The following is a 26,479-nucleotide window of genomic DNA, read 5'->3' on the forward strand; positions in this document are numbered from 1 at the left end:
GCTTGGCACGCATCGTCGTCATGACGCCCCTGATACCAGCGCGGACGCGCGCCCGCGCTAGAAGACGCCGCGCATGGCGGCGCCGAGGTGCAGGATCTGGAGCGGCGTGTCCGAGGGCGTGCGGAGGGGGCGGAGCTGGTATTCGAGGACGAGCGCAGGCTGGGCGTCCTCCTCGGGGAAGAGGACGAAATCGAGGCCAGCGCCCACGTAGAGGTCGGCGCGAAGCGCGTCTTGCTCGCCGCCGACCTCGCCGCCCAGGCTCAGAAAGGGATCGATCCGCTCATAGGCCGTCATCTGGGCGAAGGCGAGCGGCCGGAGCTGCCCGCCGAGCGCGAGCACGCCGCCGCCGCGGCCCTCCACCTGCTCATAGCGGAGCGCGCCGGCGAGCCCGATTCCGCGCACGCTCATCGAGGCGCGCAGGCTCACCCCGCCCGGCTCCTCCCAATCGCTGATCGCGCCAGTGGCGCCTATCTGTGCCTGGCCCCAGAAGCGGAGCTCGTTGAGCGCCTCGACGACGGCGGAGCCCATGCCGGTGAACGCGGGCGCCGAGTCCGAGGCGCTCGCCGCGGCCGGAAACGCGAGCGCGGCGGCCATGGTCGCGGCGCCGAGCGCGCGCCCCGCGGGCGAGCGCGCGCGGACGAGGGGGCGCGGGAGGGCCTCGTCCAGGGTGGGCGGCGCGGCGGCGCTCATCGCGCGAGCCTATCACCGCTCGCGCGGGCGCCAGAAGGAGCCCTGCCCTTCGAGCGGCGCGCGGCGCAGCGCTCCGAGAACGGGATGAGCGCCCCCTGCCGCGGCGTTCTCCCATGATCATGCACGAACGAACGCCGCGCACCGCGATCGCGTGGCTCCTGCTCGCCGCCTGCACGCCCAGACCGGCGGGCGACAGCGACTCCCCTCCCCCGCCCAGCGCCCCGAGCGCGGCGGCCTCGCTCCAGTGCGACGACACGCCTCCGCCCGCCCCCCCTGCCCTCGCGGCGTCGCCGGCGCCGAGCGCGGAGCCTCCGACGGCTCCCTACCAGCCGCCCCCCGACCCAACCGCGGAATCGACGGACCCTGCCCCGCGCAAGACGATCGGCACCTTCGACGACTGGGTGAAGGCCTACGAGGGGCTCGGCGTGCCCGAGGCGGAGAAGAGGCCTCCGCGGCTCCGCCGCGCCAAGGAGCTCGCCCTGGCGTCCGGGCGCATCATCTTCGTGCGCTCGGGCGATGTCTTCACGATGGACCTCGCGACGGGCGTCGAGGCGCAGCTCACGCAAAAGACGCAACGCAACATCGCGCCCACCTTCCTCGGCGACGGCCGGCGGATCGCCTTTCTCAGCAACCGCGACGGGATGGCCTGGCGCGTCTTCCTCATGAACGCGGACGGCACGGAGCAGCGGCCGATCACCGGCAAATTCGCCGCATGGTACGGCGAGCCCTCGTTCGCCGTCTCGCCGGACGGCGCCCGCGTCGCCTACGTCGCCAGGGCGCGACCGCCTGCGGACGAAGGCCTGGAAGAGCTCCACCTCGTCGAGGTCGCGAGCGGCGACGACCAGCGCATCGGCCAGCCGGGGGCGCTGGGCGAATGCACGTTCTCGCCGGGCGGCGACGCGATTCATTGCGTCGCAGGCGAGTTCGACGCGGAGCACCTCCTCTCGGTGGACATCGCCACGAGGCGCGTCAGGCGCTTGCCGGACGCGGGCAACCACATGTTCAGCGCCGCCCGCTTTCTCGGCGATCGCCTGCTCTTCTCGGCGAGCGAGACGGAGGCCTTGTGCTGCCAGCGGTCGCAGCTCTACACGACGGCCCTCGACGGCACCGGGATCAAGGGGCTCGGCTCGTTCTGGGTCTCGGGCTCGATGCACCCGGAGGTCTCGCCGAAGGGCTCGAAGATCGCCGTCGCGTGGTCCGTCCGCGTGGGAGGGTTCGGCGCGGATTACTGGAACGAGATCACGCTGCTCGACGCGAACGGCGGCGCCGACCGCCCGCTCACCAGCGCGTTTCCGCGCCCCTTCTACAGCGCCTACGGGCCTGCCTGGGCGCCCGACGATCACCACCTCGCCTTCACGCTCTCGCTATGCCCTTATTACGGCTGCGAGCCGACGATTCGGAGCGTCGTCGTCGTCGACACCCGGGACGCCAAGGCCGTGCCCGCGTTCATCGCCTACGGCGGCAGCGCGTCGTGGAGCCCCGTTCCCTAGAGAGACGCCCCTGCGTCGACAGCGCTGCACCGGCGGCTCGGGCCGCGGCGATGCCCTTGGTCGACGAGGGGCGCCGGGCCTCATGGCTGGCAGCTCGGGTAGAGGTTGAAGACCCCCTCCGCGTCGAGCTTCGACGAGATCGACTCCAGGTACGACACACCGTCCGCGTGGCACGTCGGATGACCAGCGGCGTTCGTTACGCAGTCCGTCTCGTTCGGGAGCGAGCCCTTGCACGGTCCGAGGGGGGTGAGCTTGCACGTCGGCGACGAGTCGCAGATCCGCAGCTTCGCGAACGTGCTCCACACATCGCCGCACGCGAGCTGCGCACCCTCATCCGCGCAGGCATAAGCGACTTCCTGGCCCGGGACGAAGATGTTGCCGAACATCGTCGCGTCCGGGAACGTGTACTGCGCCGGGTTCATCCACGGCGCGTCCGCGAGGCCCGGGTGCTTGCCCACCATGCGGATCGGCACCTCCTCCAGGAAGGCGTTCAAGGTCTGGAGGAGACACGCCGTCACCCAGCGCTGCGGGGAGGAGAGGGACAGCGCCTGACTCCGCCACGGCGCCGCGAGGCCGAGCGCCCCCTTGTACACATAGGAGGACGCGCCCACCACGCCCGTCACCGTCATGTCCGGGCGGAGCGCGCAGCCCACGACATAGTGGAGGAGCTTGCGGCCCTGCGCTGTCTCCAGGAGCGGCGTGTTCGCGAGCTTGCCAGCGCCGTCCGCGAGCGGCGCCAGGGCGAGCCGCTGGAGCATCTGTATCGTCCGCGGCTCCCAGAAGAACTCCGGATCGTCGCCGTTGGGAAAGACATACGCCTGCTCGACCGACGCCACATCCTCCTCGGCCGCGATGTCCTCCTCGTTGTCGTCGGCCGGCGCCGGCGTCACCACGCATCCAAGGGCGAACAGGCACGTACCGAGAAGCGCTGCAACCGGGGCTCCAAAGCTCGACATAATTTTCTCCTGAGGCGACGCGTGCGACGCGCTCTGACCGGCTATCTCCAGGTTTCGTGCCAGGCGGCCGGCCCCCTCCCGCACGGGACGCCGGCGCGCTCGTTCACGAATAATTTCAAATAATATCCGATACTTACAATCCGGATCCGGCGCGAAGGCGGGCGCCAGGGGGCATCGGATGGAGGCTCTGCCCCTCACCCGCTGATGCCCGGAGCCGCCATCCGATCCAGCTGAGCCGCGAGCCGCGCGAGCCGCGCACGGAAGCCCGGCGCCTCGTCGAGCCGCGCCTCCGCTTCCTGGAGAGCGCAGGCCGCCTCCCGTGGCCGCCCGCCGGCGATCGCCATCTCGGCGCGCATCGAGAGCAGCTCGACGAGCTCGATAGCCAGGAGCCCGCCCTGGCACCGCGACAGCACGTCCTCCCATGGTTCGGCGCTCGCGGAGGGCTCGCGTGCGCGGAGGCCCTGCTCGCAGAGCACCAGGTGGAGCGCGCGGTAGAACGCCCACAGGGAGGGCGCCGAGGGGTCGGGCGGGCAGCTCCGCTCGATCCACGAGAGGTGGCGGCTCGCCTCGTCGTGGCAGCGCCTCGAGACGAGGATGCGCGCAAGGAGCAGGGAGCACTCGGGCGCGGCGTGCTCGAAGAACCGCCGCTCGAGCACGTGCGCGCGGCGGGCCAGCTCCAGCGCCTCGTCCCCGTGGTCGCTCGCGTGGAGCAGCTCCGCCGCGTTCAGCGTCACGTGGCGCTCCAGGACGGGGTTTCCGAGCTCGCGCGCCAGCGCGATGGCGTGGCGCATGTCCGCCATGGCGAGGTCGAGCTCGCGCCGCATGGCCCTCAGCGGGATGCGGCACGTGCAGGCGGCGCAGAGGTGAGGCCAGTCCTCGGCGGACGACGCCAGGGCGAACGTCTCGTCGAAGCGGGCGTTCGAGAGGTCGAGCTCTCCCAGCCACATCAAGGCCGGCGACAGCAGGAGGAGGGCGACGATCCTGGTCCCGTAATCGCCCTCGGCCTCCGCGCTGGCGGCGCCTCGCGTGAGCAGCTCGACGGCCTCGGCGACCCGGCCGCGCCGGAAGCAGGTGCGCCCCTCGGCGACGAGCATGCGGCCCTCGAGAGAGAAAGAGCGCGCGCCGAGCCGGTCGACGAGCGCGCGCGCCTCCTCGACGCGCTCGGCCGAGCGATCGAACTCGCCCGCCCAGTCGAGCGCGGCCGCCTCCTCGAGCAGCACGTCCGCGAGGGAGGCGTCGTCGCCGAGCTCCGCGGCCAGCGCCCGCGCGGCCGCGAGGTCGTCCGTGGCCTCGCGCGTCCGGTCGACGCGGTAGCGGCTCTTGCCCCGCCCCGCCAGCGCGCGCGCCCGCCGGCGGGCGTCGTCCGCCGCCGCGAACGAGAGCGCCGCCGTGTAGTGCCGGTCCGCCTCGACGTGGCGGTGCCGCGCGAACGCGAGATCGGCGAGCGTGAGGCACGCGTCCGCCGCCGCCTCCCGCGCCCCGCACCCGCCGGCGTGCCGCGCGAGCGGCGCGAGGAGCTCCGGGCGAGGCCCCTCCGCCTCCACCCTGGCGGTGAAGTAGGCGAGCGCGCGCCGGTGGATCTGCGCGCGCTCCGCCGGGTCGAGCAGCTCGACCACCGCGTCCTGGAAGACGGCGCTCAGGAACGAATATCGCTCGCCAGCGCCGCGCTCCAGGATCCTGTGCTCGACGAGGGCGCTCAGGCCGTAGCCCGCGTCGATGGGCGTGCCGGCCTCCCCCGCCCGGGCGATCGAGTCGAGGATCTGCTCGAGCTCCGCGCGGGCGAACGAGTCGCCGAGCACCCCGCAGAGCCGGACGCACGCCGCGAGCTCCGGCGAGAGCGCGTCGAGCCGCCGCTCCGCGAGCCATTGCCACGCGGGCGACGGGGGGAGGTTGTCGAGCTCGGCCGTGGCGACGTAGTGGCTGCCGGCGTTCACGCGGCGCTTCACGACGCCGGCCCGCTTGAGCGAGCGCACGAGCTCCACGAGGCACGCCGGGTTGTTGCCCGCCCAGCGCGCGAGCCGGCGCAGCGTCTCGGCAGGGGGGTACTCCGCCGGCCGCAGCAGCTCGGCGGCGAGCGCCATCGCCGCCCCGTCGTCGAGCGGCGCGAGCGCCGCGCGGTCGTGGCGCTGGGTGCGCGCGCCCCAGGCGCGGCGCACCTGCTCGAAGCGGGGGTGCGCGGCGACGAGCACCCACAGCGCGACGCCGGAGCCGTCGAGCGTGGCGTACTCGAGCGCGTCGACAAGCGCGTCGTCGGCCCAGTGCGCGTCGTCGACGATCACCGCGACCGGCCCGCGCTGGGCGCGCCGGCGCAGCGCCTCGCCGAGCGCCTGGACCACGCCGTGGTGGAGCGAAGCGGGCGCGCCGCGCGCGGGCAGCGGCGACCAGCCGAGCGCCGCGGCGACCGACGGCCACGTCGCCTCGCCGAGCGCGGCGCCGAGCCGCTCGCGGCAGAACGCGGCGACGTCCGGCGGCGCCTCCGCGGGCGCGTCGAGGACACGGCCGAGGAGCTCGGCCGCGCCGCGCGCCGCGTCGCCGAGCAGCGGCTGCGCCGCGCGGAGCGAGACAACGAGCGCTCCGGCGTCGCAGCGGAGGGCCGCCGAGGCGGCCTCCGCCGCGAGTCGGCTCTTCCCGAGCCCGGTATCGCCGATCAGCGTGAACAGCCCCGGGCACGTGCCGTCGAAGGCCGCGCGCGCGCTCTCCGCGATCGCCGCGAGGACGTCGTCGCGGCCGGCGAGCGGGACCTCGATCTCGACGGACGGCTCGGCCTCGGCCGAGGCGGGCCGGCCGTCGCTGTCCTCGCGCGCCGGCAGGGCGCGCTCGATCTCGGCGGAGAGGGCGACGCCCGACCACGGCTCCGGCGGCAGCCAGGTCTCGGGTCGCTCGACGGCGGCGCCGTACGCCGAGACGGCGCCGCGCGCCCTGCGGCGGAGGGTGACCGACGCGAGGTGCAGCGCCGCCCGCGCCCCGTGCTTCCCGGCGAGCTCGCGCGCGGCGGCGAGCGCGGACTGCGCCGGATGATCGCTGTCCTTGCCGGAGAAGACCGCCACGTAGCGGCTGCCGCGCTGCCGTGTGATGAACCCCTTGCGGCCGGTCACGGAGGCGATGACGGGCGACGCCGCGGCCGTCGTGTCGGCGACGAGCAGCACGACCGAGCTCCGCCCCCCGGCGATCAGCCTGGCGCTCGTCGAGTCCGCCGGCGCCGCGGCGCGCGCGGGCGGCGCGCCCGGCTCGGCCGGCGCAGCGGCGCGGTTGCGCGGCGCGCCCGGCTCGGCCGGCGCGAAGGTGGCGCGCGCCGCGGCGAGGGCGCGCCGCAGCGAGGGCGCGTCCGCCGGGCGGCGCTCGCGATCCTTGGCGAGGCACGCCAGCGTGAGCTCCTCGAGCGCGGCGGGCACCGGCGCGAGCTCGCCCGGGCGCTCGGGGCGCAGCGTGAGGTGCGCATGCTCGAGCGAGGCGCCGTCGCCCGCGAAGGGCAGCCGCAGGGTGAGCAGCTCGAAGAGGATGACGCCGAACGCGTAGACGTCGGCGCGCACGTCGACCGCCTCGCCGCGGAACTGCTCCGGCGCCATGTACTCGGGCGTCCCCAGGACCACGCCGCTGCGGGTGAGCAGCGCCTCGCGCGCCGCGTCGCCGGGCGTGCGCTCGGCGCGCTTCGTGAGCCCGAAGTCGAGCAGCACGACCCGCTCGTCCGCCGCCCCGGAGCGGCGCTCGATGAAGAGGTTCTCCGGCTTCAGATCCCTGTGGATCGCCCCCCTGGCGTGAGCGGCCTCGAGCGCGGCGAGCACGGCGTCGGCCCGCGCCGCGACCCAGCCCGGATCGGGCGGTGCGGCGAGGGCGGCGAGCTCCGAGGCGAGGGTGCGGCCGCAGAGCCGCTCCATCACGAGGTAGGGGCGACCATCGTCGAGCAGGCCGCACCTGTGGAATCGCGCCACGTGCGGCGGGCCGATGCGCTCGAGCGCGTCGGCCTCCCGGCGGAAGCGCTCGTCCAGCATCGGCGTGGTGGACATGCCGACCTTGACGGCGACCGGGGCGCCGTCCTCGTCCGAGATCCCCGCCCACACGATGGCGAAGCCGCCCTGCCCCAGGCGCTCGCCGAGCGAGACACCGGGGACGCGCGGCGGAGCGGGCGCGGAGGGCTCGCCGGGCGGCGGCGTCCATCCGTCGAAGGGGCACGGCGCCACGCCCTCGCGACGCCGGTGACACAAAGGACAGCGATGCACTCGGCCTCTCTCTGACGCAGGCGCGCCTGCGCGCCTGCGAGCGCGCATCACGCCTATGCTATCGTCGCGGACTAGCATGGTACACGTCGATGACGACACCATCCCCAGCGCGCCGCGCGGGGTGGTGAGCTCCACCGACGAGACGGTCACCCTCTCGGCCGGGGAGGAATCCACCGCGGGTGGCCGGCGCAGCGCCGAGGTGCCCTCGCGCGCCGGCGACTATGTGCTCCAGGGCGTCCTCGGCGAGGGCGGCTTCGGCGTCGTCTACCGCGGCGAGCACGTGACGCGCGGCACGAAGGCGGCGATCAAGGTCCTGCACGCCGAGCTCGCGCTGCACCCTGACGTGTGCCTCCGCTTCGAGCGCGAGGTCGTGGTGATGCAGCGGGTGCGGCACCCGAACGTGGTCGAGGTGCTCGACGTCGGCAGGCTCGAGGATGGCCGCCCCTACTTCGTCATGGAGCTGCTCGACGGCGTCAGCCTGGAGAGTCACCTCGAGGCCCGCGGCCGGCTCCCGCTGGAGGAGGCGCTCGCCCTCCTGGAGCCGCTCTGCAGCGCGCTCGACGCGGCCCACGCGCAGGCGATCGTGCACCGCGACGTGAAGCCGTCCAACGTCTTTTTGTGCTCGGGCGACATGCAGCGACGCGGCCCCCGCGTGGTCCTGCTCGATTTCGGCGTGGCGAAGCTGCTCGACGCGCCGGGGCCCGCGCTGACCACGTCGCGGCACGTCCTGGGCTCGCCCTCCAGCATGTCGCCCGAGCAGCTCACGGGCCGCCCCGTCGACGCGCGGACGGACGTCTACGCGCTCGGCGCGCTGGCGTACGCGATGCTCACGGGAGAGCCGCCGTTCGCCGGCGCGTCGTTCCCGGTCCTGCGCCAGCTCCACCTCTTCGCGAGCCCGCCCCGCCCGAGCGCGCAGGCGCGCGTGAGCCCGTCGCTCGACGACGTGGTGCTGCGGGCGCTCAGCAAGGACCCGGCAGAGCGCCAGCCGTCGGCGGGGCAGCTGCTCACCGAGCTGCGCGCGGCCGTCGCGGCGCCGTGGGCGGCGGGCGGGGCGGCCGCGGCGCCGCGGCGATCGGCCATCGGCATCCACGTGGAGGTGCAGGCCGACCCGGGCGCGCTCGATGAGCCGACGCCGGAGCTGCTCGACGACTTCGAGTCCGTCGTGCCCTTCGCGCTGTCCGAGCTCACGAACGCGGGGTTCTCGACCGCGGTCGAGACGGGCACGACCGCGCTGGTCACGGCCGACCGGCCCCTCGATCCGGCGCGTGACGAGGCCGCGCGCCGCGATGCGCTCGGCGCGGCGCTGTCGCTGAAGCGGCGGATCGAGGTGCGCGCGGGGCGCGACCGGCGGGTGCACGTCCGCCTCTGCGTGCACGTCGGCGAGCTCCAGGCGAGCGGCGAAGGCACGCTGACGGGCGGCGACTTGCTGGAGCTCTCCGGGTGGGTGCCCGAGGGAGCGGCGGAGGGGCTCTTCGCGTCGCCCGCCCTGCTCGACGGGCTCGGCGTCACAGCGCACCCCGCGCCCGTCTCGCCGGGGTCGAGCGCGCTGCTCCGGGTGCTGGACCCTTAGCAGCGGGCGCAGCCTTCGGCGCCCGCGCCGAGGCGGACCCGACAGGGCGCTCCCGGCGGGCGGCGGCGGAAGCTCACCAGCAGTCGCGGGTGCTCCAACCGTTCTGAACCACGGTCGTACATGCCCGACCGATGTTGTTCTCGATGAAGGTACGGTTGCTGTTGATGGGCGCCCAGAGGTTACCCACATTGGCGCCGCTGCACCCTCCCTTGGAGTTGACTCCCAGGAGGACCCCCGAACGAACGGTGCTTTCTGGAGTGGTCGCTGCGCTGGTCAGGAAGCGCAGCGGCCCGCCCGAATCGCCGCCGCACAGGTGCGGGTCGGCCTGCGGGACAGTCTTTGTGTAGGCTCCGCCGCTCAAGGCAATACCAGAGAAATTTCCCCCGCGAAGCCTGCCGTCGCTCGCCGGCGAGTCTGCGTAGCCGTAGGCGGTCGCGACGGTCGAGTCACCGCCCGAGTTCAGATAGGCTGCGTCCTTCTGCACGACGTTCGCGAAGTTCGTGCCAAAGTTCAGCGTGGCGACATCGCGATCCGCGTTGTCACCGGTCCATGCTTGCGTCGCCGTGTGGTACACGCCCAGGTACGTCGACGGCACCGCCCAGCTTGCCTGCAGCTGACAACCCCCGGCAGGATCCGTGATGCACGTCCAGGTGCCGTCTTCGTTCATTCGGTAGGCCGCGAACCACGTGCTCCCGGTATCCGGCGGATTGTAGTTGAGGTTCGGCGGATTGGCCGTATCCGGCGTCAGCCAGCGACGAACACAGTGGGCGGCGAGCACTATCGCATCACGAGACACGACCTGCCCGCTGCAGCCGGACATGATCCACTGACTCCCGTCCCAGAAACCCACATCGACGATGCCGCCTGCCCAGCGATTCGAGACGAGCGTTCCATTCGCCAGCCCTTGTTCCGCTTCATCGAGATCCATCCCGACGACGGCCGGTTCATCACCTGCGACGTGGTCGCCGCAGGACGTAAGTCCGACCGACAACAAGCCCATCCCTGCCAACACCTTGTTCACTCTAAACCTTCTGAACATTCGTATCTCCCGTACCTGGAGAGGAACCGCCCCTCCACGACCGCCACCCGGAGCGCCGAGCAGGTTAGAAATTCCCTGAATCCGATGAGCTGCGAAGCCCGATCGCGCTGCCGGGACGCAAGCTCCAGGGGCAAGGAATGAAGCGCCTCATGACAAGGCCTCCCGCCGCACTATCTCCGGGTTCCGTCTCCGCGATCACAAATTCGTCGCGCGCAGATCCCGGCGCCCGCTTCGATGCGGCCGGCGTGGGGGCTGCCCGGGCGCGCGTCGAGGAAGCGCCGCCTCACGTCGAACGCCGCTCCGCCGTGAGCCCGGCGGGCTGGAAGGGCGGCGCGGAGCGTCTCCGGGAGGAGATCGCTAGCGCGCGAAGCCTGACGGCTCAGCGGGGGCGGGCGCGCTCCATCGCCTCCGCGAGCGCGAGGTCGTCGGGCGTGCCCCGCGCGCGCAGCCCGGCGATGGCGCCGTCGCGATCCTCGGGGCGGCGGTTCTGCGAGAGCTTGAGCTTCGCCTCGGTCCGCGTGATCTCCATCGAGAAGCCGACGATCGCGGGGAGCAGCGCGGCTCCCTTCTCCGGCGAGAGCTCCGCGACGCTCCAGGGCTCGGGCTGCCCGCGCTCGTTGACGTCGGAGAGGCGCGCGAGCAGCGCGAGGAGCGCCTCGTGGTCCTCGATGGCCCGCGGCGCGCCGTGCGCGTGGACGACGGCGTAGTTCCAGGTCGGCACGTCGTCGCGCGAGGCGTACCACCCGGGCGAGATGTACCCGTGCGGCCCGCGGAAGACGGCCAGGACCGGCGTGCTCCCGTCGAGCGCGCGCCGGATCGGGTTGGCCCGCGCGACGTGCGCGAGCAAGGCGCCGTGAGGGCCGCTGTCGCGCTCCAGAAGGAACGGCAGGTGCGCGATCATGGGCACCCCGTCCTCCCCGGGCGCGATGAGCATGCCGAAGGGATGCGCGTCGATGAGATCGTGGAGGTCCGCGAGGTCGGGTGCCTCGAAGGCTCTGGGGAGATAGATGGATCGCGGCGCGGCCGTCGTCGTCATGACGGCAGTGTGTACCACTGCCCGCGCCGGCCGCCCTTGTCGACGCGACCGCGCCGTCGGTGTGAGCACCGGCACGATCAAGGACTGGTTCGCGGAGGGTCTGATGGACAAGCCCGCGTTCCACGGCGAGGAAGGGCGGCGCTGGCTAGCCGCGCGCCTTCTGCGCTCCCAGCGCCATCATCGCGTCCCAGAACATCTTCTCATACGCCTGAAATAGCCTGGTCGTGCGGCGGATCGCCCGGGGCTCCACGCCGCGGTCGAGCCCGTCCTGCACGATGGCGACCGCGGTGTCCTCGAACGATGGCAGGGCCGCGAACGCGTCCAGGAAGGCGGTCTGCTCCGGGCCGAAGCCGTACCGGTCGCGGAGCGCCTTCCCCATCCTGCCGCAGTTGAACCCCCAGGCAGGGAAGTTGATGAGCAGGGCGCACGCGATCTCGGCCGCCGAGGCGTTGGCCGCCGCCCAGGCCATCTGGACGGCATACGCGAACCCCTCCGCGGTGACCTCGTACCGATCCAGGTCGTCCTTCGTCATGCCGAGCTTCCGGCCCATGGCGGCGATCCCGTCCGGCGCCACGAGCTCGCCCTGGAGGACACCGCTCCAGAAATCGCGCCAGGGCGTGTCCCCGAAGCGCTGGAGCATCATCGCCATCGAGCGCAGGTCGCTGAGCACCACGTGGTGCTGGTGGCCCGGGAAGGCCTTCAATCCTTCCACCGTGACCTCTCCCCGTTCGATGGCGTCCGGATAGGGGTGAGCCCTCAGCTGATCGTCGATGCTCCGGAGCTCTTCGTGAATGTCCTTCACCAGCGCGGCCGCGGCCTTCATGAGTGCCTCCTCGTGATCGCGCGCCATCCTACTACCGCCTCGCGGCAGAGATCCGACGACCTGCGGCGCGCTACCCGCGGGCGCGCTGCCCCGCTTGCGACCCCCGCACCCGCGCGATGATCGCGCCGGCGACCTCCTCGGCCGACCTGCCCCTGGGAAGCCAGCGCTGCGGAATATTATGGGAGCGATCGTCCTCGCGGATCACCAGCGTGATCGGCTTGGCCGGCGGCTGCAGCTCCACGGACTCGACGCGATCGAGCGGCACGGTGACCTCCCGCGCGCCACGGAGCGGATGCATCGACGGCAAGGTGATCGATCGAGGGCCAAGGACGATCCGGAACTCCTTGAGCGCCGCGAACCGCGCGGCGGCGAGGACGCCGAGCGCGCAGAAGGCCCCTGACAGGGTCGCCAGCACCGCGTAGAACACGTCGGCGCCTCCGGCCTCGAAATGGAGGATCCCGTTCAGGATCAGGCCGCGGTCGTTCGTCTGGGCCCGGTAGGAGAGGACCGCCGCGCAGACCGCAAAGAAGAAGGCGCTCAGGAGGAGCTCCAGGTAGGGACGGCGGAGCGGGATCTCGAGAGCGTCGTCCGCCGCGTGTTCGCTCGCCTTCATCGATAGTCCCCTCCGCTGGCGGAAGCCGCCTCGTGCAGCCGCACGGCCAGGACCTCCGCGTCGAGCCCCGCCTGGTGCTCGGTCAAAACGAAGGTATCGCCGTCCCGATGGGCGGCGACCCAGGGCAGCGCGCGCGCGTCGCCGATCACCTTGTCCCGGCTGCCGACGAGGACGAAGACGCATCGCCCTTCAAGGCTGGCGCCGAGGCTCACGCCGCGGATCTGGGCGGCGGGGACGGTGACCGGAGCCCCGTTGGCGGTGAGACGAACGGCGTCGGCCGAGATCGACTCCAGGCGGACGGATTGACCGTGACGCGGATCGCGGAAGACGGCGATGTCGCGCCGGAGCGCGAGGGCGACGCCGATCGCGCCGGCGCCATAAAGAAGCCAGGCGAACCAGGCGAGCGACGGCTCGAGCGCGGGCAGCGCAGCGCCCCACAGCGCGCCGGCCGCGACGAGCGCGCCGGCCGCGATACAGAGGCCCACGCCGGCGCGGATGCGCCGGATCCTGCCGAGGTCCTCGATCGACGTCCCCAGCGCCATGAGCGCCAGCGCGGCGACGCCCAGCCCCGCCGGAGACGCGAGGAAGGGAAGCACGCCCTTCGGGCCGGGCGGCGCCATGCACGCGAGCGCCGCACAGCAGAGCCCGATGCACATCGCGCGCGCCTGGAAGCTGACCGGTGGGCGGAGCACGTGGAAGAGAGGCTCATGACATCGCGGCGACTCCGGGCTGTCAACGCCCCGCGGCCACCTCCGCCTCTCCTTGCGTCGATCCTCGATATCGGCCGCTCCCGGGCCGCGCTCAGGTCCCCTCCGGAGCGCGCTCCTTCGCGCGATCGTCGAAGAAGCGCGCGTTGATCTCCCGGTAGCCCTGCCACTCGGGCGGCAGCTCGTCTTCATCGAAGATGGCGCCCACCGGGCACTCGTTCTCGCAGGCGCCGCAGCAGATGCACGACTCGGGATCGATGTAGAGCTGGAGACCGGCGAGGCGTGTCTTCCGCTCTCCCTCGGGGATGCGCGAGATCTCGTCCGCCGCGAGCGGGCCGTGGATGCAGTCCACGGGGCAGACAGGGACACAGGCGGTGTCACACGTGGCGACGCAGGGCTCGGCGATGACGTAGGCCATGAGGGTTCCTTTCCTTCTCCGTGGCGCGCGGTCGTCCGCGCGCTCTCCTCTCCCTCCTCCGGCAGGGAGCAGGGCGCGTGCCCGCGGCCCGAGCGGCTTTTCCCGGGCTTTTCGCCGGCCTTGTGCGGTCCAGGCAACGCCCCTACGGTGCCGCGCAACGCCATTTCGTCGGCCTCGCTCCGCGCACGATGACCGCCTCCGCCGATCACGCCCTCCTCCTGCTCGCCGACCTCGGCGAGGCCTCGGCCCGCGCGCACACCGAGGCGACGCTCGTCCCCGCGGTGAGCGCCGCGCTCTCGCGCCACCTGCCGCTGCTGCGGCTCGATCTGCGCCGCGGCGCGGCCGCGCCGGGCGCGCCGGAGGTCCGGCGCGGCGCGGGCGGCGAGACGATCGCCGTCTTCGCGCTCCGCGACGCGGAGGGCGCCGTCGGCTGCGCCACCATGGCGCTCGGCGGCGGCGCGGCGCTCGACGTCTCGCCCGCCCTGCTCGAGGCGGCAGGTCGCCTGCTCGCCGTGGCGCTGCGGCAGGTGCAGGTCCTCGGGCGCGTCGCGGCCATCGCGCGCCGCGCGCAGGGGGAGAAGCGGACGCTCAGGGAGGAGCTCGACCGCGTCGCCCTGCCGAGGGAGGTGGTCGCGGTGGGCCCGGCGATGCGGGCGATCTTCCAGCAGATGGTGCCGCTCGTCGCGCGGCAGGACACGACCGTGCTGGTGCGCGGCGAGACGGGCACGGGCAAGGAGGTGATCGCGCGCCGCATCCACGCGCTGTCGCGCCGCGCGGAGCGGCCGTTCCTCGCGGTCAACTGCGGAGCGCTGCCCGAGGGGCTCGTCGAGAGCGCCCTGTTCGGCCACGAGCGCGGCGCGTTCACGGGCGCCGCGGCGCGGCACCTCGGGCTGTTCGAGCGCGCGAGCGGCGGGACGCTGCTGCTCGACGAGGTCGGCGAGCTGCCCAGGGCGGCGCAGGCGAAGCTCCTGCGCGTGCTCCAGGAGGGCGAGATCGAGCGCGTCGGCGGCGAGGGCGCGGTGCGCGTCTCGGTGCGCGTGATCGCCGCGACGCACCGGCCGCTCGAGGACATGGTGGCGAGCGGGGCGTTCCGCGACGACCTCTATTATCGACTGCAGGTATTCCCCATCATCGTCCCCCCGCTCCGGGAGCGGCCAGAGGACCTGGAGCCGCTCACGCGCGTCATCGTGGAGAAGGTGGCGGCGAGCTTCGGCCGGACGCCGCCGCGGGTGAGCGCCGAGTCGATGGCGCGGCTGCGGGCGCACGGCTGGCCGGGCAACGTGCGGGAGCTGGAGAACGTCATCGAGCGGTCGATGGTGATGTCGACAGGAGACGAGCTCATCCTGTCAGCGCCGCTCTCCGCGACGCCCGGCGCGACAGGGCGCGTGATGACGTACCGAGAGGCGGCTCAGCGCTGCATCGAGGACGCGCTGCGGGCCGCGGGCGGGAAGATCTACGGAGAGGACGGGGCCGCGGCGGCGCTGGGGCTGAAGCCGACGACGCTGCAAAGCAAGATGCGGAAGCTCGGGATCCGGAAGGACGGAGAGAAGGGCTGACGGCCGAGAGGCTCGTCAAACCATGCGACCAGCCCCGGTGTGTGGGGCGTGATCCACATGGTCTCCGGGCGGCTCCGCTATCGCACCGACAGGCCCGGCGATCGAGAGATCGCCGCGCGATCCGGGGCGCCCCGGGAACGTCGTATCAAAGACGCTGCATCAGTTCGACGCTGACGGTCAGACACCGTTCCTCGTGGAGTTTCACCGCAAGACCGGATGACCAAGCTCGGCCGGAGGTCGTTTTTTTCTCGAGAGTTCGTCGCTTTTCCAGGAGAGATGAACAAATCGAGGTTCTATCCTCGGACCTCCACGCGCAACGTGGCTGGATCTTGCTCTTACAAAAACAAAACAAGACAATACAAACAGCGCGCCAAGGCGCTGCCGGGCAAGCCGTGCAAAAGCAAATGCGACTTAGAAAAGAGTCTTGACTTTGACCCCCTGTTTGTGTGAAGATGCCAATCTCCCTTGGCGATCCGGACCGCTCTCGGCCGGGGGCCGCAGACGGTTGCAGGATCGTACAGGGGCTTACTCCGGGTGAATCTGCCGGGGCTACTTGCTTCTTTCGGCTACGCGTTCGAGCAGTTCTTGCTTTTTCCGAGTTGATGCCCGGCCCCCGTCACACCGGGTGTTCGCATGTGAGCATCTGTCCGACAAACATCGTGATTGCCAGGCATGTGGTCGGCGCAGGCCCGCGGGCGCATCCGTGATCTCCGGATCACGAGCACGTTGGCCGGAAATTTTGAACTTTAAACCAATGGCTCGGAGGGCTCGCGTCTGTCTCGATGGTTCATAGATCCATCTCGAACAGAGTCCCGCGACTCCGCCGATCCGATCATGGAGAATCTTAAATGCGCATCGTTCCCTTACTTGGCTACCTATCCGCTTCGATCGCGTGCGGCCTGCTGGCGTGCAGCGTCGAGAACATCGTCGACGAGGACATCGAGGCTCAGGAGGGCGCGCTGGACAGCGCGGACCGCTCGATGTCGGCGAGCGTTGCCGTCACCTCGGACTGGGGAAACGGCTACTGCGCGAACGTGAAGGTGAACAACAACTCCCGCGGCCCGGCGACCACCGGCTGGAACGTCGTCGTCGCGCTCAACGGCTCGACGAGGAGCAACTCGTGGAACGTGAACGTCGCGGAGTCGAACGGCCAGTTCAGCGCCACGAACGTGAGCCATAACGGCGCGATCGCCAAGGGCTCCTCGACGGAGTGGGGGTTCTGCGCGAACGGCAGCGGGCGGCCCACGATCGCCTCGGTCACCGGCTCCGGCGGCACGCTCACCGACTCGAACTCGGCCTCGTCGTCGAGCAGCAGCTCGAGCTCGGCCAGCAGCTCGAGCTCGTCGAGCAGCAGCTCGAGCTCGTCGAGCAGCAGCTCGGGCGCGGGAGGTGCCGGCGGCGGCGGCGGGTCGGGCGGCTCCGGCGGGACGGGCGGCTCCGGCGGCTCCGGCGGCGGCAGCACGTGCACGTCACCCAACCAGCAGGTCTGCGGCAACCAGACGGGCACCCACTGCGGCTACACCTTCGAGTACTGGAAGGACACCGGGAGCGGATGCCAGACCAACACGGCGACTGGCTTCAACGTCGAGTGGAGCAACATCAACAACCTGCTGGGCCGTAAAGGCCTGAGGCCCGGGTCGAAGAACCAGGTCGTGACCTACTCGGCCGACTACAGGCCGAACGGCAACTCGTACCTCGGCGTCTACGGGTGGACGAAGGGCCCGCTCATCGAGTATTACATCATCGACAGCTGGGGCACCTGGCGTCCGCCGGGCGGCCAGGGGTTCATGGGCACCGTCACCAGCGACGGGGGCACCTATGACATCTATCGGACCCAGCGGGTCAACCAGCCGTCGATCGAAGGCAACACGACCTTCTATCAGTTCTGGAGCGTCCGGCAGCAGAAGCGCACGAGCGGGACCATCAGCGTCGCCAACCACTTCAACGCGTGGGATCGCCTGGGGATGAAGCTGGGGAACCTGTACGAGGTCTCGATGCTCGTGGAGGGCTATCAGAGCAGCGGGAGCGCCAGCGTGAACGTGTCGATGAAGTGAGCGCTCGGCCCTGAGCATCGCATGATGACGCGCGCGGGATGATCATCCCGCGCGCCACGTGCCCGGGCTTCTTCTGCCCCAGGCACGACTCCCCACCCCTCTGACAGACACGCGGCGCACGCTCGATCAGCGGGCGGGCGCCCGGCAGCTTCCGGCGCGGATCGAGCCGGCGCTCGGGCTGCGTCCCGCGGCGCGACGAGAACGCAGCGCTCCCGGCGAGGCTCGCGGGCGCGCCGGGCGAGCTGTGCGGCAGCGAGAGCCGGACACCCCGCGTCACCCGAGCGAGATGCGGAGGCACGCAAGGGCCCCTCCCCGCGGCGTCGCAGCTCCGCCATGGCGTTGCCATGCATCTGCGGCGAGAGGGGCGTCGCCCGCGCACGCCCCGGCCCCTTGCCTGCCCGGCAACGGCCTGCCGCTCGCCGGCAACGCTTTCGCGAAGGCCTTCGAGGCGAGGTTCAGGTTCCTTCCGGCCATTCTCGCGGGTATGGTCACGCCGGATGTCTTCATCCGCCACGGGAGCTTCTGATGAGAGAACACGCAGCAGTCCGGACGACGAAGCCTCTCGCGACGGTCACGGCCGCGGCGCTCGCCTTCGTCTGCTGGAGCGCGGCATGCAACGCGATCTCCGGGGTCGACGCTCTCGACTTCTCGGGCACCGCCGGCGCGACGGGCGGCGGCGCCGGTGGCAGCGGCGGTGGCGCAGCCGGCGGTGACGCGGGCGACGGCGGCATGGGCGGCACCGGCGGCGCGGGCGGCACCGGCGGCGTGGGCGGCACCGGCGGCGTGGGCGGCGCTGGCGGCAGCGGCGGCGCTGGCGGCATGGGCGGAGCCGGCGGCGCTGGCGGCGCTGGCGGCACGGGCAGCGACATCTCTTACGACATCGCCTGTGGGAACGGCAACGTGGCTGTCGGCGTCCACGGCCGGAGCGGCGGCTCGATCGATCAGATCGGCCTGATCTGCGCGCCGCTCGCCGGCGACGGCACCCTGGGCACCGCCTTCCAGACCGTGACCGCCGGCGGCAACGGCGGTGGGCCGGGCAGCGTGATCTGCCCTGCGAGCCAGGTCCTGGTCGGGATCAACATCTGGGTCGACACTTACGTTTACCGGGTCGAGCTGCTGTGCCAGACGGTCGAGGCGTGGAAGACGGGCGACGGCAACGTCAATGTCGGCCCCAGCATCGGCAACGTGCACAGCACGGGTTTCGGGGTCAAATGCCCGACGGGGAGCGCCGTCGTTCAGATCACCGGCGACGCCGACGAGTTTGTGCGCTCCGTGAATCCACGCTGTCTCCGGCTGTGACCGGCGCGGTCGCGGTGAGCGCCGCTGTCGCCGCGAGCGCCGTGCGCCAGGGCTGCGCCGGCGAGACGCTCGCCGCGGTGCTGGCGGCCGAGCAGCTGGGTCACGCCCAGGCTCACGCGGTCCGCGCCACGCCGTCCGCGCCCGCCGCTCCGCTGAGAAGTTTACGGTCCATCTGGACCCGGAAGAACACCTCCCGAGCTGCGGCGAATTCTGCTAGAGCTGTGAGCCGCGTCGAGCGCTGGTCGCGCCTCGGCGCTGCGGCAGTTTCTTAAGATCACCGGCAGACGTGCCGCGCTGCGGCAGCGCGCAGCTCCGGCGAACGGGCCTATCACCCTTCGGGCATCAACATGACTTTCGATCGCGAAATCGCACGCTTCACCTGGGTTGGGATCTCCTGTCTGGCCCTGTCCGCCGCGGCGGCGGGCTGCTCAGGCAGCGCAATTGACGCCTCGGAGACGGGGGGCGCGGGCGGCAGCGGCGCGGGGACCGGCGGCGCCTCGAGCGTGAGCTCGGGCACGGGCAATCCCGCCGCGAGCAGCAGCAACGGCAGCACCAGCAACGGCAGCACCAGCAACGGCAGCACCACCAGCAACGGCAGCACCAGCAGCAGCAGCGGCGGCGGCGGCGACACCAGCGGCAGCACCAGCACCACGAGCACCGGGACGCCCGAGACGAGCGCCACGGCGAGCACCGGCAGCGGGACGCCGACCGGCGGGTGCCCGGCGAGCGCAACGTTCTGCTCCGACTTCGAGGGCGCCGGGCTCCCCGACGGCGCGACGTACCGTCCCTCGTACCAGGCGGCAGATGCGCTGAAGAACATGGCGATCGACTCCTCGATCTTCCACGCCGGCACGCGCGCGCTGCGCGTGAACCCGGGGGCCAGCGGCTACGACTGGAGGATGCTCTCCGTCCCGTCGCCCGGCTCGACGTTCTGGGTCCGGCTCTACGTGCGCAGCAGCGTCGATCTCGGCCAGTCCGACCACAACGCCTACTTCCAGGCCATGACGGGCGACGGCGAGCCGAACCTGGGCGACAACATGGAAATCGCCGAGCAGTACTGCCAGATCGTGCTGAACCTGCACGACGACGTCACCCTGTCCACGGGCGGCGAGGCCCGGTGCGGGAGCAACGGTGTGAAGCTCCCCAAGGACCAGTGGCACTGCATGGAGGCCTACTTCGACGGCGCCAAGGGCGGCGTCCAGGTCTACGCCAACGGCACCAAGATCATCGACAAGACCGGCGTGAAGACGCTCAACTACAAGACGTTCAGCTTCGGCTACCTCGGCTTCCACGGCCCCGCGCGGACGATGTGGTACGACGACGTGGCGGTCGCGCCCGAGCGGATCGGCTGCGCCCCCTGATGCGCGGCCGAACGCCGGCGCGCAGGTGATGCCAGCGCGATCGCCTGATCGCCGTCGCGCGCGCCACGCGGCCTCCCTCCTGCTTCTCCCCTGAACGCGCACCGCCCCCCCCACCCCGAGCACGGCCCGCCGGCGAAGCGGCCCCGGACACGCTTGCTCCCTGGCTCCGCCGGCGCCATAGCCGAGGTGGCGAGCGCTCCGCTTACGCGCGCGAGCGCGAGCCGCGGTGACGACGCGATGGCGACGCGACCGCGATCCCGGCACGAAGGTAGATGCAATGCCGTACCTGGTTTTCCGGAATTTCCCCGACAATACACCCATCCCCGATGACTGCTATAGCTGCGACGGTGCGCCGGACTGGGCAGCGTTGCTGGAGTGGATATGCCCCGATCTCTCGCGCGACGAGGCGGAGCGGCTCGCCGTCATCGGCGAAGCGAGCGGGACCCGGCCCGACCTGGCGGGCCTGAAGCGGCTCATCGAGGAGCACCTGAAGCCGTAGGCGCGCGATCGCGATGAGGAGCGCACGGACGATCATCGATCCTCGCCGCCACACGTGGTGCGACACCCCGGTGGACGACATCGGCCTGCTTGTCGACGCCGACGAGTATTACCCCGAGTTCTACCGGGTCGCGTCCAGGGCGCGGCGGTACCTGCTCCTCGCCGGCTGGCAGTTCGACAGCGACGTCGCCCTGCTCCGGGGCGGGAGGGAGGAGCAGGTGTCGAGCCCGATCACGCTGCTCAAGTTCCTGAACCACCTCTGCGAGGCGAGCCCCGATCTCCAGATCTTCATCCTCGCGTGGGACTTCCACCTCGTGTTCGCGCTCGAGCGCGAGTGGCTCCAGCAGCTCGTCTTCGAGTGGACGAACCATCGCCTGCGCTTCCTCTTCGACGCCACCCACGTCGAGCGCGCCTCGCACCACCAGAAGTTCGTGGTGGTGGACGGCGAGCTCTCGTTCCTCGGCGGCCTCGACCTCTGCGATCACCGCTGGGACGACCGCAGCCACGCGAACAAGAACCCGCTCCGCGTCAGCCGAGGAGAGCCGCACAAGCCGTTTCACGACGTGCAGGCCTATCTGCGCAGCCGCTCGGTCGCGCGGGCGCTGACCGAGATCTTCACGGATCGCTGGCGGCGCGCGGGCGGCGTGGACATGACGCTGCCGGACCTCGACGAGGCCGATCCGACGTTCCCCGACTACCGGCCCGAGGGCGGCATCCCGCTCGCGGCGGCGCGCGTCACGCTGAGCCGCACCGATCCGCACGGCGCGCCCACCGGCGCCCCGCACCGCACGGAGATACGCGACCTCTTCCTCGACGCCATCGACGCCGCCGAGCGCTTCATCTACATCGAGACCCAGTACTTCAGCTCTCACGTCATCGCCGAGGCGATCGCGCAGCGGATGCGCGCCGAGGGCCGGCCGCTCCTCGACGTGGTGCTCCTGCTCAACATGGAGGCCGAGACGATGAAGGAGCAGATCGCCGTCGGCCTCTCCCAGGCCAAGGTGCTCGGCGGGCTGCGCGACGTGGCGGCCGAGACCGGCCATCGCCTCGGCGTCTACTACACCCTGCCGGCGTGCGGCGAGGACGAGACCGCCGAGCGCGCCACGTACATCCACTCGAAGGTGATGATCGTCGACGACCGCTTCCTCACCGTGGGCTCCGCCAACCTGACGAACCGCAGCCTCTCGATCGACACGGAGATCAACGCCTCGGTCGAGACCGACGACCCCGACGACGCGCTGGGCCGGTCGATCCGCGCGGTGCGCGCGTCGCTCATCGGCGAGCACCTGGGGGACGCCGACTTCGATCGGGTGGACGACCTCGTCGCCTGCCTCGACGGGCTGGCGAGCCCGGCGACCGGGCCGCGCACGCCCGGGAGCTCGTGCCGGCTCCGGCTCCACCCCTCGCCCACGGCGGACGAGCGCGCCCTGCTCGCGGTGATCGACCCGCAGCAGCTGCCGTTCGACCCCGCCGCGGCCGAGGACATCGACCAGCGCCAGGGCTCGCTCTTCGTGGGCGGGCTCGGCGCGCTCTGGCGGCACCTGTTCATCAGCCGGGACCCGGCGAAGTAGCCGCGCGCGAGGCGCTCCGGGCGAGCGCGCCTGGGAGGCGCGGCGCCGGCGCCGGCGCGGGGACCGCCGGCCTCCCTGGACCCGGAGGCAGGGCGCGCCCCTTCCGGCCGCCAGGGGCGCATGGTAGGCTGTGCCGCGGAATTGCGAACGGTTTCTTCAGGTTGTCTCTCAAAGTTGAAGCGTTGACGCCACGAGGAGTATGCAAGAGGCAGAGATCAAGATCGGGGGCATTTCGGTCCGCGACCTCGCGGAGCAATACGGAACACCGCTCTATGCCTACGATGCCGAGCGCATCCGGGAGAACTTCCGTCGACTCACGCGGGCGCTGCGCGGCAATTACCCGGAGGTGTCCGTCTTCTATGCCATCAAGGCGTGCAACAACCTGGAGATAGCGAAGCTCCTGGTCGACGAGGGCTCGGGCGTGGACGCCGCGAGCCCCAACGAGATCCGCCTGGCGCAGGCGCTCGGGCTGTCGGGCGAGCGGATCATCTACACGGGCAACAGCCTGTCGGACGAGGACCTGGCCGCGGGGCTGCGCGCCGGGGTGAACTTCAACGTGGATGATCACGGCATCCTGAAGCGCCTGTTCTCGCTCGGGAAGCCGCGCTGTATGTCGTTCCGGATCAACCCGAGCGGCGAGGACATCGCGACCCCCGATCTGAAGCCGTTCGCGGGCCCGTCCGCGAAGTTCGGGATCCATCCGCGCCACGTGGAGGAGGCCTATCGCACCGCGCTCGAGAACGGGGTCGAGCGGCTCGGGGTGCACATGATGCCTCACTCGCAGGCGAACAAGCCGGAGAACTTCGCGCACGTCACGGGCAAGCTGCTCGATCTGATCGGCCCGGTGGCCCGGAAGCTCGGCTTCGACCTCGCGTTCGTGGACATCGGCGGCGGGCTCGGCATCCCCTACCGGCGGGAGCAGCCGCCGCTCGACGTGGAGGCCGTCGCCCGCGGGATCGCCGCGATGGTCCGGAAGAAGTGCGCGGAGCACGGCCTGAAGGAGCCGCGCCTCGTCATGGAGCCGGGGCGTTACTTCGTCGGGGACGCGGGCTACGTGCTCGGTCGGGTGATCTCGATCAAGCAGGGATACAAGACGATCATCGGCACGGACATCTCGATGAACACGATGGCGCGCCCGGTGATGTACGGCGCTTACCACGAGGTGCGGATCAACGGCCGCCGCGGCCAGACGGCCCCGATGGCGATGACGGGCCAGGTCTGTGAGAACACGGACATGTGGATCGCGGAGCGCGAGTTCCCCGCGGACGTCGCCGAGGGGGACGTTGTCGTCCTGATGGACGCGGGCGCGTATGGCCACGTGATGAGCTACGACTACAACGGCCGGCTGCGGCCGGCCGAGGTGCTCGTCGACGGCGGGAAGAGCCGGCTGATCCGGCGGCGCGACACGTTCGAGGACATGGTCTCGCGGATGTGCCTGTCCGATGAGATCAAGGAGCGCCTGCGCGCGGCGGCGGGAGAGCCGGCCGGCGCGAGCGGCTGCGGCTGAGCGGTACACCCCTGGGGCGCACGAAGGTGCGTCCCGCTCCCGCGGACCTGAGCTTCACGGCGAGACCGCTACAGGGACGCTCGCTGCACCCGGCTCAACGCACCGCCGAAAGATCGTCGAGTACACGCCACGTACCTCGCGGTTCGGGATCGAGAGCAGGTGTGAAGGCTGCTCCATCGGCCCGCGCGAGCGCTTCTCGGCCCTGAGATACCCCGTGAAGACGAGGAGGCTCCACAGCACCTCGTCGCTCCGGTTTAGATCCTCGAGCGACACGCTCTCGTCGAGCACGCGCTCGATGCTGCCGCCGTCTAGCAGCGTCGCGAACGCCGGCTCGAGCGCGAGCGCGCGCCGCTCGATCTGCTCCCGCACCAGATCGTTCGAGCTCGTGTTCACCCAGTAGGGCTGCGGCGCGCCGTCTTCGCGGGAGAGGAAGTTCAGGACGCTCCACGGGTTGTAGACGACGGTGCCGCCGAAGAGATACCCGTTGTACCAGGCGCGCAGGGACGGGAGCCGCTCGGGCCGGCCGAACCTCGCGAGGAGAGACTCGACCTCGGGCTCGGTGAACCCGAAGCAGGTGTCGAACTCCGGCGCGAGCAGCGAGTAGACAGCCACGTTGTTGAGACCTGAAAAGATGCTCTCCCGGGCCACGCGCAGGACGCCCGTGAGCACCGCCTTGAACAGGTGCGGATTGCCCTTTAGGCCCTCGGTAAGGAACGCGCGGAAGAAGCCGATGACCTGCGCGGCGTAGCCGTGGAGATACCCGGCGTGGAGGGGCTCGTCATACTCGTCGAGGAGGATGACAACACGCTCGCCGTGGAAGCGGTGGAGATAGCTCGACAGGTCGAGCAGCGCTGTCTCGTACGCGATCCTGCCGGCCGTGCCCTCGAGGACTTCGCGGTACCGCCGGGCCTCACGCTCGCTCAGCACGCCGCTCTCGAGCAGGTCACGGTGCTCGTCGAAGAGGCGCGCGATCCTGTCCTGCACACCCTCCCAGAACGCATCGAAGCTCTCGGCCTTCACACCCTTGAAGGTCAGGTGGAGCACCGGGTAGCGCTGGAAGTGCGCGCGGTACTGTTCGCCGGCCTGCCAGATCCGAAGATCACGAAACAGCGGTGAGAGATCCTGTGCGCGCCGCTCGAAGAAGCAGCGCAGCATCGAGAGGTTGAGCGTCTTGCCGAAGCGCCGCGGGCGCGGGAGCAGGACGACCTCGGTGCCCGGCCTGTCGACGAGCTCCTGGATCAGGTGCGACTTGTCGACGTATTCGAGCCCCAGCTCGCGGAGCCGGCGGAAGTCGTCGATGCCGATGGGGACCTGGATGCTCATGGTGCCTCGGGCGGGGCGGCGTGCCCTCACGGACGCTACTCCGCCGCCGGTCAGCGGCAAGGGCTCCGAACGGCCTGAGCAGGCACCCAGGCGTCCTGCTTCTCCGCCGCACCCGCCGGCGGAGCGGCGGAGCCGCGGGTCACCGCGTCCAGGTCAGGAGCAGGGCGAAGATGGTGAGATCGGCGGCGACGTGCGCCACGTACGGCGCGAGGAGGCCGCCCGCGCGGCGCCGGAGCACGCCGAGCATCACGGCGTAAATCGCCGCCAGGCCGACGCCGACGGCCCCGCTCGGGAAGCCGCTCAGGTGGAGGAGCCCGAAGGCGGCCGCCTGGACGAGCACCGCGGTCCAGCCGGAGGTCGTCACGGCGTCCAGCGAGCCGAGGAACACCAGGCGGAAGACCGCCTCCTCGAGGAGCGCGTTGAAGAGCGCGAACCCCAGGCCGCCGAGGAGCAACAGCGGCAGCGAGACGGGCGGGAGCAGGGCCCGCATCTGCGACAGATCGGGCCGCATCAGCCGGACCCAGAGCACGAGCGCGAGCGCGGAGACGAGGACGACCGCCGCGATCCAACCGAGGACCGCGGGCCCGAACGCCCCACGCCGCAGCGGCGGCATCGACGACCGCAGGGCTGGCACGGCGCGCGCGAGCAGCGCGAGCACGACGAGCGGCGCGGCCAGGGAGAGCGGCCAGGGCGCGGCGAGCCCCACCGCGGCAGGCGCGAGCGTGAGCACCGCCAGGAGAGGCGCCTGGAGCGCCGCCCGGTCCGGCGCGCGCGCCACGGCGAGCAGGGAGGCGAGCGCGACGCCGAAGCAGGCGACGCCGATGGCGCGCTCCTCCGCGGCAGACGGGTACGCGGCGTAGGCGAGCGTCGCGGCAGAGACAGCGCAGAGCCCCGGCCAGCCAAGGCGAGGCACCCCCACCCGCCCGGCAGCCTCGCCGACCGGCGTGGCGCCGGCCGGCGCGGCGCCAGACGGTTCGATCTGCCCCAACTGACCGAGCCGCTCCAGAAGTTGAGCTTTCACTCGGATATAGTCGAGCTTTTGCTCAGGTTGTCAAGTACGCTCGGCGCATGGCCACGAAGCGCAAGAAGCCGCCGTCGACCGCGCCCCGCCGGGTGCCGCTGCAGGCGAGGAGCCAGCGGCGCAAGGAGCGGATCCTCGACGCGACGGCGGCGCTGCTCGCGTCGCGCGGGCTCGACGCGGTCACCACGAACGCCATCGCGGCGCGGGCGCGGACGTCCATCGGCTCGGTCTACGAGTTCTTCCCGAACAAGGAGGCCGTGCTCCACGCGCTGACGGGGCGCTACCTGGAGCGGCTGCGGGCGCGGACCGAGGCGGCGCTCGCGGAGTCGCCGCCGGGCTCGTGGCGCGCGCTGACCGAGCGCTGGATGGACGCGCTCGCGGCGTTCTACCGGATGGAGCCCGGCTACCGGGAGCTATGGTTCGGCGTGCAGCTGTCCGGCGCGCTGCTCTCGACGGCCGCGGCGTGGGGAGACGAGTTCTCTGGGCGGGTCGAAGCGCTCCTCTCGCCGCTGACGCCGGCGCTCGCGCCCGCCGAGCGGCGCGTCGTCGCGCGGAGCACGCTGTACATGACCTCGACGCTGCTCGCCCTCGCCACACAGCAGGACGAGCAGCAGGGCGCGCTCTATGTCGAGGAGGCGAAGAAGGCAGTCTGTCGCTACCTCGCGCCGTACATCGAGCCGCCGTTCCGGCCGGGGGAGAGCGCGTGACGCGATGAGGCGCGCCGGCGCGC

General features: G+C 71.7%; 22 protein-coding genes and 1 pseudogene. 11 read left to right on the forward strand and 12 right to left on the reverse strand.

The window, feature by feature from the left end; genetic code table 11:
* Nucleotides 1–57: 57 nt before the first annotated feature.
* Complete coding sequence (locus WMF45_RS31155) at nt 58–690, reverse strand: hypothetical protein (RefSeq protein WP_437708688.1); 633 nt, start codon at nt 688–690, stop codon at nt 58–60.
* Nucleotides 691–809: 119 nt separating this feature from the next.
* Here WMF45_RS31155 and WMF45_RS31160 point away from each other — a divergent pair, with 119 nt between their 5' ends.
* On the forward strand, nt 810–2,180 hold the full coding sequence (locus WMF45_RS31160; RefSeq protein WP_437708689.1) for a TolB family protein: 1,371 nt from the start codon (nt 810–812) through the stop codon (nt 2,178–2,180).
* Between the two features lie 80 nt (nt 2,181–2,260).
* On the opposite strand, the gene WMF45_RS31165 is transcribed toward WMF45_RS31160, so the two are convergent.
* A complete protein-coding gene (locus WMF45_RS31165; protein WP_437708690.1) occupies nt 2,261–3,136 on the reverse strand; it encodes a hypothetical protein in 876 nt (291 codons plus the stop codon).
* Nucleotides 3,137–3,330: 194 nt separating this feature from the next.
* Complete coding sequence (locus tag WMF45_RS31170) at nt 3,331–7,314, reverse strand: protein kinase domain-containing protein (protein ID WP_437708691.1); 3,984 nt, start codon at nt 7,312–7,314, stop codon at nt 3,331–3,333.
* 115 nt (nt 7,315–7,429) lie between these two features.
* On the opposite strand from WMF45_RS31170, the gene WMF45_RS31175 reads away from it, so the two are divergent.
* Entirely contained in the window at nt 7,430–8,923 is a 1,494-nt protein-coding gene (locus WMF45_RS31175) for a serine/threonine-protein kinase (RefSeq protein ID WP_437708692.1), read from the forward strand.
* 73 nt (nt 8,924–8,996) lie between these two features.
* On the opposite strand, the gene WMF45_RS31180 is transcribed toward WMF45_RS31175, so the two are convergent.
* The 6 genes from WMF45_RS31180 to WMF45_RS31205 form a co-directional block, all read right to left on the reverse strand.
* The gene (locus WMF45_RS31180) at nt 8,997–9,944 is read right to left on the reverse strand and encodes a hypothetical protein (protein WP_437708693.1); all 948 of its coding nucleotides are present in this window, start codon (nt 9,942–9,944) and stop codon (nt 8,997–8,999) included.
* Between the two features lie 397 nt (nt 9,945–10,341).
* Nucleotides 10,342–10,998 (reverse strand): FMN-binding negative transcriptional regulator, encoded by a 657-nt coding sequence (locus WMF45_RS31185; protein WP_437708694.1) that lies wholly within the window; start codon nt 10,996–10,998, stop codon nt 10,342–10,344.
* A 145-nt stretch (nt 10,999–11,143) separates the two neighbouring features.
* The gene (locus WMF45_RS31190; RefSeq protein ID WP_437708695.1) at nt 11,144–11,821 is read right to left on the reverse strand and encodes a hypothetical protein; all 678 of its coding nucleotides are present in this window, start codon (nt 11,819–11,821) and stop codon (nt 11,144–11,146) included.
* A 70-nt stretch (nt 11,822–11,891) separates the two neighbouring features.
* Nucleotides 11,892–12,434 (reverse strand): hypothetical protein, encoded by a 543-nt coding sequence (locus WMF45_RS31195; protein WP_437708696.1) that lies wholly within the window; start codon nt 12,432–12,434, stop codon nt 11,892–11,894.
* Nucleotides 12,431–13,126, reverse strand: coding sequence for a hypothetical protein (locus tag WMF45_RS31200; protein ID WP_437708697.1), 696 nt, complete (start codon nt 13,124–13,126; stop codon nt 12,431–12,433). The genes WMF45_RS31195 and WMF45_RS31200 overlap by 4 nt, the downstream gene beginning before the upstream one ends.
* Before the next feature lie 109 nt (nt 13,127–13,235).
* The gene (locus tag WMF45_RS31205) at nt 13,236–13,559 is read right to left on the reverse strand and encodes a 4Fe-4S dicluster domain-containing protein (RefSeq protein ID WP_437708698.1); all 324 of its coding nucleotides are present in this window, start codon (nt 13,557–13,559) and stop codon (nt 13,236–13,238) included.
* A gap of 188 nt (nt 13,560–13,747) precedes the next feature.
* On the opposite strand from WMF45_RS31205, the gene WMF45_RS31210 reads away from it, so the two are divergent.
* From WMF45_RS31210 to WMF45_RS31225, 4 genes and pseudogenes are all read left to right on the forward strand, one after another.
* Entirely contained in the window at nt 13,748–15,115 is a 1,368-nt protein-coding gene (locus WMF45_RS31210; protein ID WP_437708699.1) for a sigma-54 interaction domain-containing protein, read from the forward strand.
* A gap of 27 nt (nt 15,116–15,142) precedes the next feature.
* Nucleotides 15,143–15,289 (forward strand): annotated as a pseudogene (locus tag WMF45_RS31215) (hypothetical protein); the annotation flags it as partial.
* Between the two features lie 674 nt (nt 15,290–15,963).
* Nucleotides 15,964–17,169, forward strand: coding sequence for a glycoside hydrolase family 11 protein (locus WMF45_RS31220; RefSeq protein ID WP_437708700.1), 1,206 nt, complete (start codon nt 15,964–15,966; stop codon nt 17,167–17,169).
* Nucleotides 17,170–17,694: 525 nt separating this feature from the next.
* Nucleotides 17,695–18,468 (forward strand): hypothetical protein, encoded by a 774-nt coding sequence (locus WMF45_RS31225; protein WP_437708701.1) that lies wholly within the window; start codon nt 17,695–17,697, stop codon nt 18,466–18,468.
* A 328-nt stretch (nt 18,469–18,796) separates the two neighbouring features.
* Here WMF45_RS31225 and WMF45_RS31230 read toward each other — a convergent pair whose 3' ends face one another.
* Nucleotides 18,797–19,288 carry a hypothetical protein gene (locus tag WMF45_RS31230; RefSeq protein ID WP_437708702.1) on the reverse strand — a complete coding sequence of 164 codons (492 nt, stop codon included), beginning with the start codon at nt 19,286–19,288 and terminating at the stop codon, nt 18,797–18,799.
* Here WMF45_RS31230 and WMF45_RS31235 point away from each other — a divergent pair.
* From WMF45_RS31235 to lysA, 4 genes are all read left to right on the forward strand, one after another.
* The gene (locus tag WMF45_RS31235) at nt 19,287–19,829 is read left to right on the forward strand and encodes a hypothetical protein (RefSeq protein ID WP_437708703.1); all 543 of its coding nucleotides are present in this window, start codon (nt 19,287–19,289) and stop codon (nt 19,827–19,829) included. The genes WMF45_RS31230 and WMF45_RS31235 overlap by 2 nt on opposite strands.
* Nucleotides 19,830–20,106: 277 nt before the next feature.
* Entirely contained in the window at nt 20,107–20,328 is a 222-nt protein-coding gene (locus WMF45_RS31240; protein WP_437708704.1) for a hypothetical protein, read from the forward strand.
* Between the two features lie 13 nt (nt 20,329–20,341).
* Complete coding sequence (locus WMF45_RS31245; RefSeq protein ID WP_437708705.1) at nt 20,342–21,898, forward strand: phospholipase D-like domain-containing protein; 1,557 nt, start codon at nt 20,342–20,344, stop codon at nt 21,896–21,898.
* Between the two features lie 199 nt (nt 21,899–22,097).
* Nucleotides 22,098–23,405 (forward strand): diaminopimelate decarboxylase, encoded by a 1,308-nt coding sequence (lysA, locus tag WMF45_RS31250; protein WP_437708706.1) that lies wholly within the window; start codon nt 22,098–22,100, stop codon nt 23,403–23,405.
* A 54-nt stretch (nt 23,406–23,459) separates the two neighbouring features.
* Here lysA and WMF45_RS31255 read toward each other — a convergent pair whose 3' ends face one another.
* Both WMF45_RS31255 and WMF45_RS31260 read right to left on the reverse strand, forming a co-directional pair.
* A complete protein-coding gene (locus WMF45_RS31255; RefSeq protein ID WP_437708707.1) occupies nt 23,460–24,728 on the reverse strand; it encodes an AAA family ATPase in 1,269 nt (422 codons plus the stop codon).
* Nucleotides 24,729–24,867: 139 nt separating this feature from the next.
* Nucleotides 24,868–25,749, reverse strand: a complete 882-nt coding sequence (locus tag WMF45_RS31260) for a CPBP family intramembrane glutamic endopeptidase (protein ID WP_437708708.1) — start codon at nt 25,747–25,749, stop codon at nt 24,868–24,870.
* Nucleotides 25,750–25,796: 47 nt separating this feature from the next.
* Here WMF45_RS31260 and WMF45_RS31265 point away from each other — a divergent pair, with 47 nt between their 5' ends.
* Nucleotides 25,797–26,456 carry a TetR family transcriptional regulator gene (locus tag WMF45_RS31265; protein WP_437708709.1) on the forward strand — a complete coding sequence of 220 codons (660 nt, stop codon included), beginning with the start codon at nt 25,797–25,799 and terminating at the stop codon, nt 26,454–26,456.
* Nucleotides 26,457–26,479: the final 23 nt, after the last annotated feature.

It is taken from the genome of Sorangium sp. So ce448 (assembly GCF_051520915.1).
Taxonomy (GTDB): domain Bacteria; phylum Myxococcota_A; class Polyangia; order Polyangiales; family Polyangiaceae; genus Sorangium; species Sorangium cellulosum_B.

Bases quoted from the DNA above. Each gene is read 5' to 3' on its own strand.
- WMF45_RS31230 (WP_437708702.1), bottom strand. From the start codon at position 19,288: ATGTTCTTCAGCGCATCTGCCGCCTGGTACGAGGGACGGTACGTCGCG.
- WMF45_RS31190 (WP_437708695.1), bottom strand. From the start codon at position 11,821: ATGAAGGCCGCGGCCGCGCTGGTGAAGGACATTCACGAAGAGCTCCGG.
- WMF45_RS31245 (WP_437708705.1), top strand. From the start codon at position 20,342: ATGAGGAGCGCACGGACGATCATCGATCCTCGCCGCCACACGTGGTGC.
- WMF45_RS31255 (WP_437708707.1), bottom strand. From the start codon at position 24,728: ATGAGCATCCAGGTCCCCATCGGCATCGACGACTTCCGCCGGCTCCGC.
- WMF45_RS31205 (WP_437708698.1), bottom strand. From the start codon at position 13,559: ATGGCCTACGTCATCGCCGAGCCCTGCGTCGCCACGTGTGACACCGCC.
- WMF45_RS31155 (WP_437708688.1), bottom strand. From the start codon at position 690: ATGAGCGCCGCCGCGCCGCCCACCCTGGACGAGGCCCTCCCGCGCCCC.
- WMF45_RS31220 (WP_437708700.1), top strand. From the start codon at position 15,964: ATGCGCATCGTTCCCTTACTTGGCTACCTATCCGCTTCGATCGCGTGC.
- WMF45_RS31265 (WP_437708709.1), top strand. From the start codon at position 25,797: ATGGCCACGAAGCGCAAGAAGCCGCCGTCGACCGCGCCCCGCCGGGTG.
- WMF45_RS31185 (WP_437708694.1), bottom strand. From the start codon at position 10,998: ATGACGACGACGGCCGCGCCGCGATCCATCTATCTCCCCAGAGCCTTC.
- WMF45_RS31160 (WP_437708689.1), top strand. From the start codon at position 810: ATGCACGAACGAACGCCGCGCACCGCGATCGCGTGGCTCCTGCTCGCC.
- WMF45_RS31225 (WP_437708701.1), top strand. From the start codon at position 17,695: ATGAGAGAACACGCAGCAGTCCGGACGACGAAGCCTCTCGCGACGGTC.
- WMF45_RS31235 (WP_437708703.1), top strand. From the start codon at position 19,287: ATGGCGATCGACTCCTCGATCTTCCACGCCGGCACGCGCGCGCTGCGC.
- WMF45_RS31210 (WP_437708699.1), top strand. From the start codon at position 13,748: ATGACCGCCTCCGCCGATCACGCCCTCCTCCTGCTCGCCGACCTCGGC.
- WMF45_RS31195 (WP_437708696.1), bottom strand. From the start codon at position 12,434: ATGAAGGCGAGCGAACACGCGGCGGACGACGCTCTCGAGATCCCGCTC.
- lysA (WP_437708706.1), top strand. From the start codon at position 22,098: ATGCAAGAGGCAGAGATCAAGATCGGGGGCATTTCGGTCCGCGACCTC.
- WMF45_RS31240 (WP_437708704.1), top strand. From the start codon at position 20,107: ATGCCGTACCTGGTTTTCCGGAATTTCCCCGACAATACACCCATCCCC.
- WMF45_RS31165 (WP_437708690.1), bottom strand. From the start codon at position 3,136: ATGTCGAGCTTTGGAGCCCCGGTTGCAGCGCTTCTCGGTACGTGCCTG.
- WMF45_RS31175 (WP_437708692.1), top strand. From the start codon at position 7,430: ATGGTACACGTCGATGACGACACCATCCCCAGCGCGCCGCGCGGGGTG.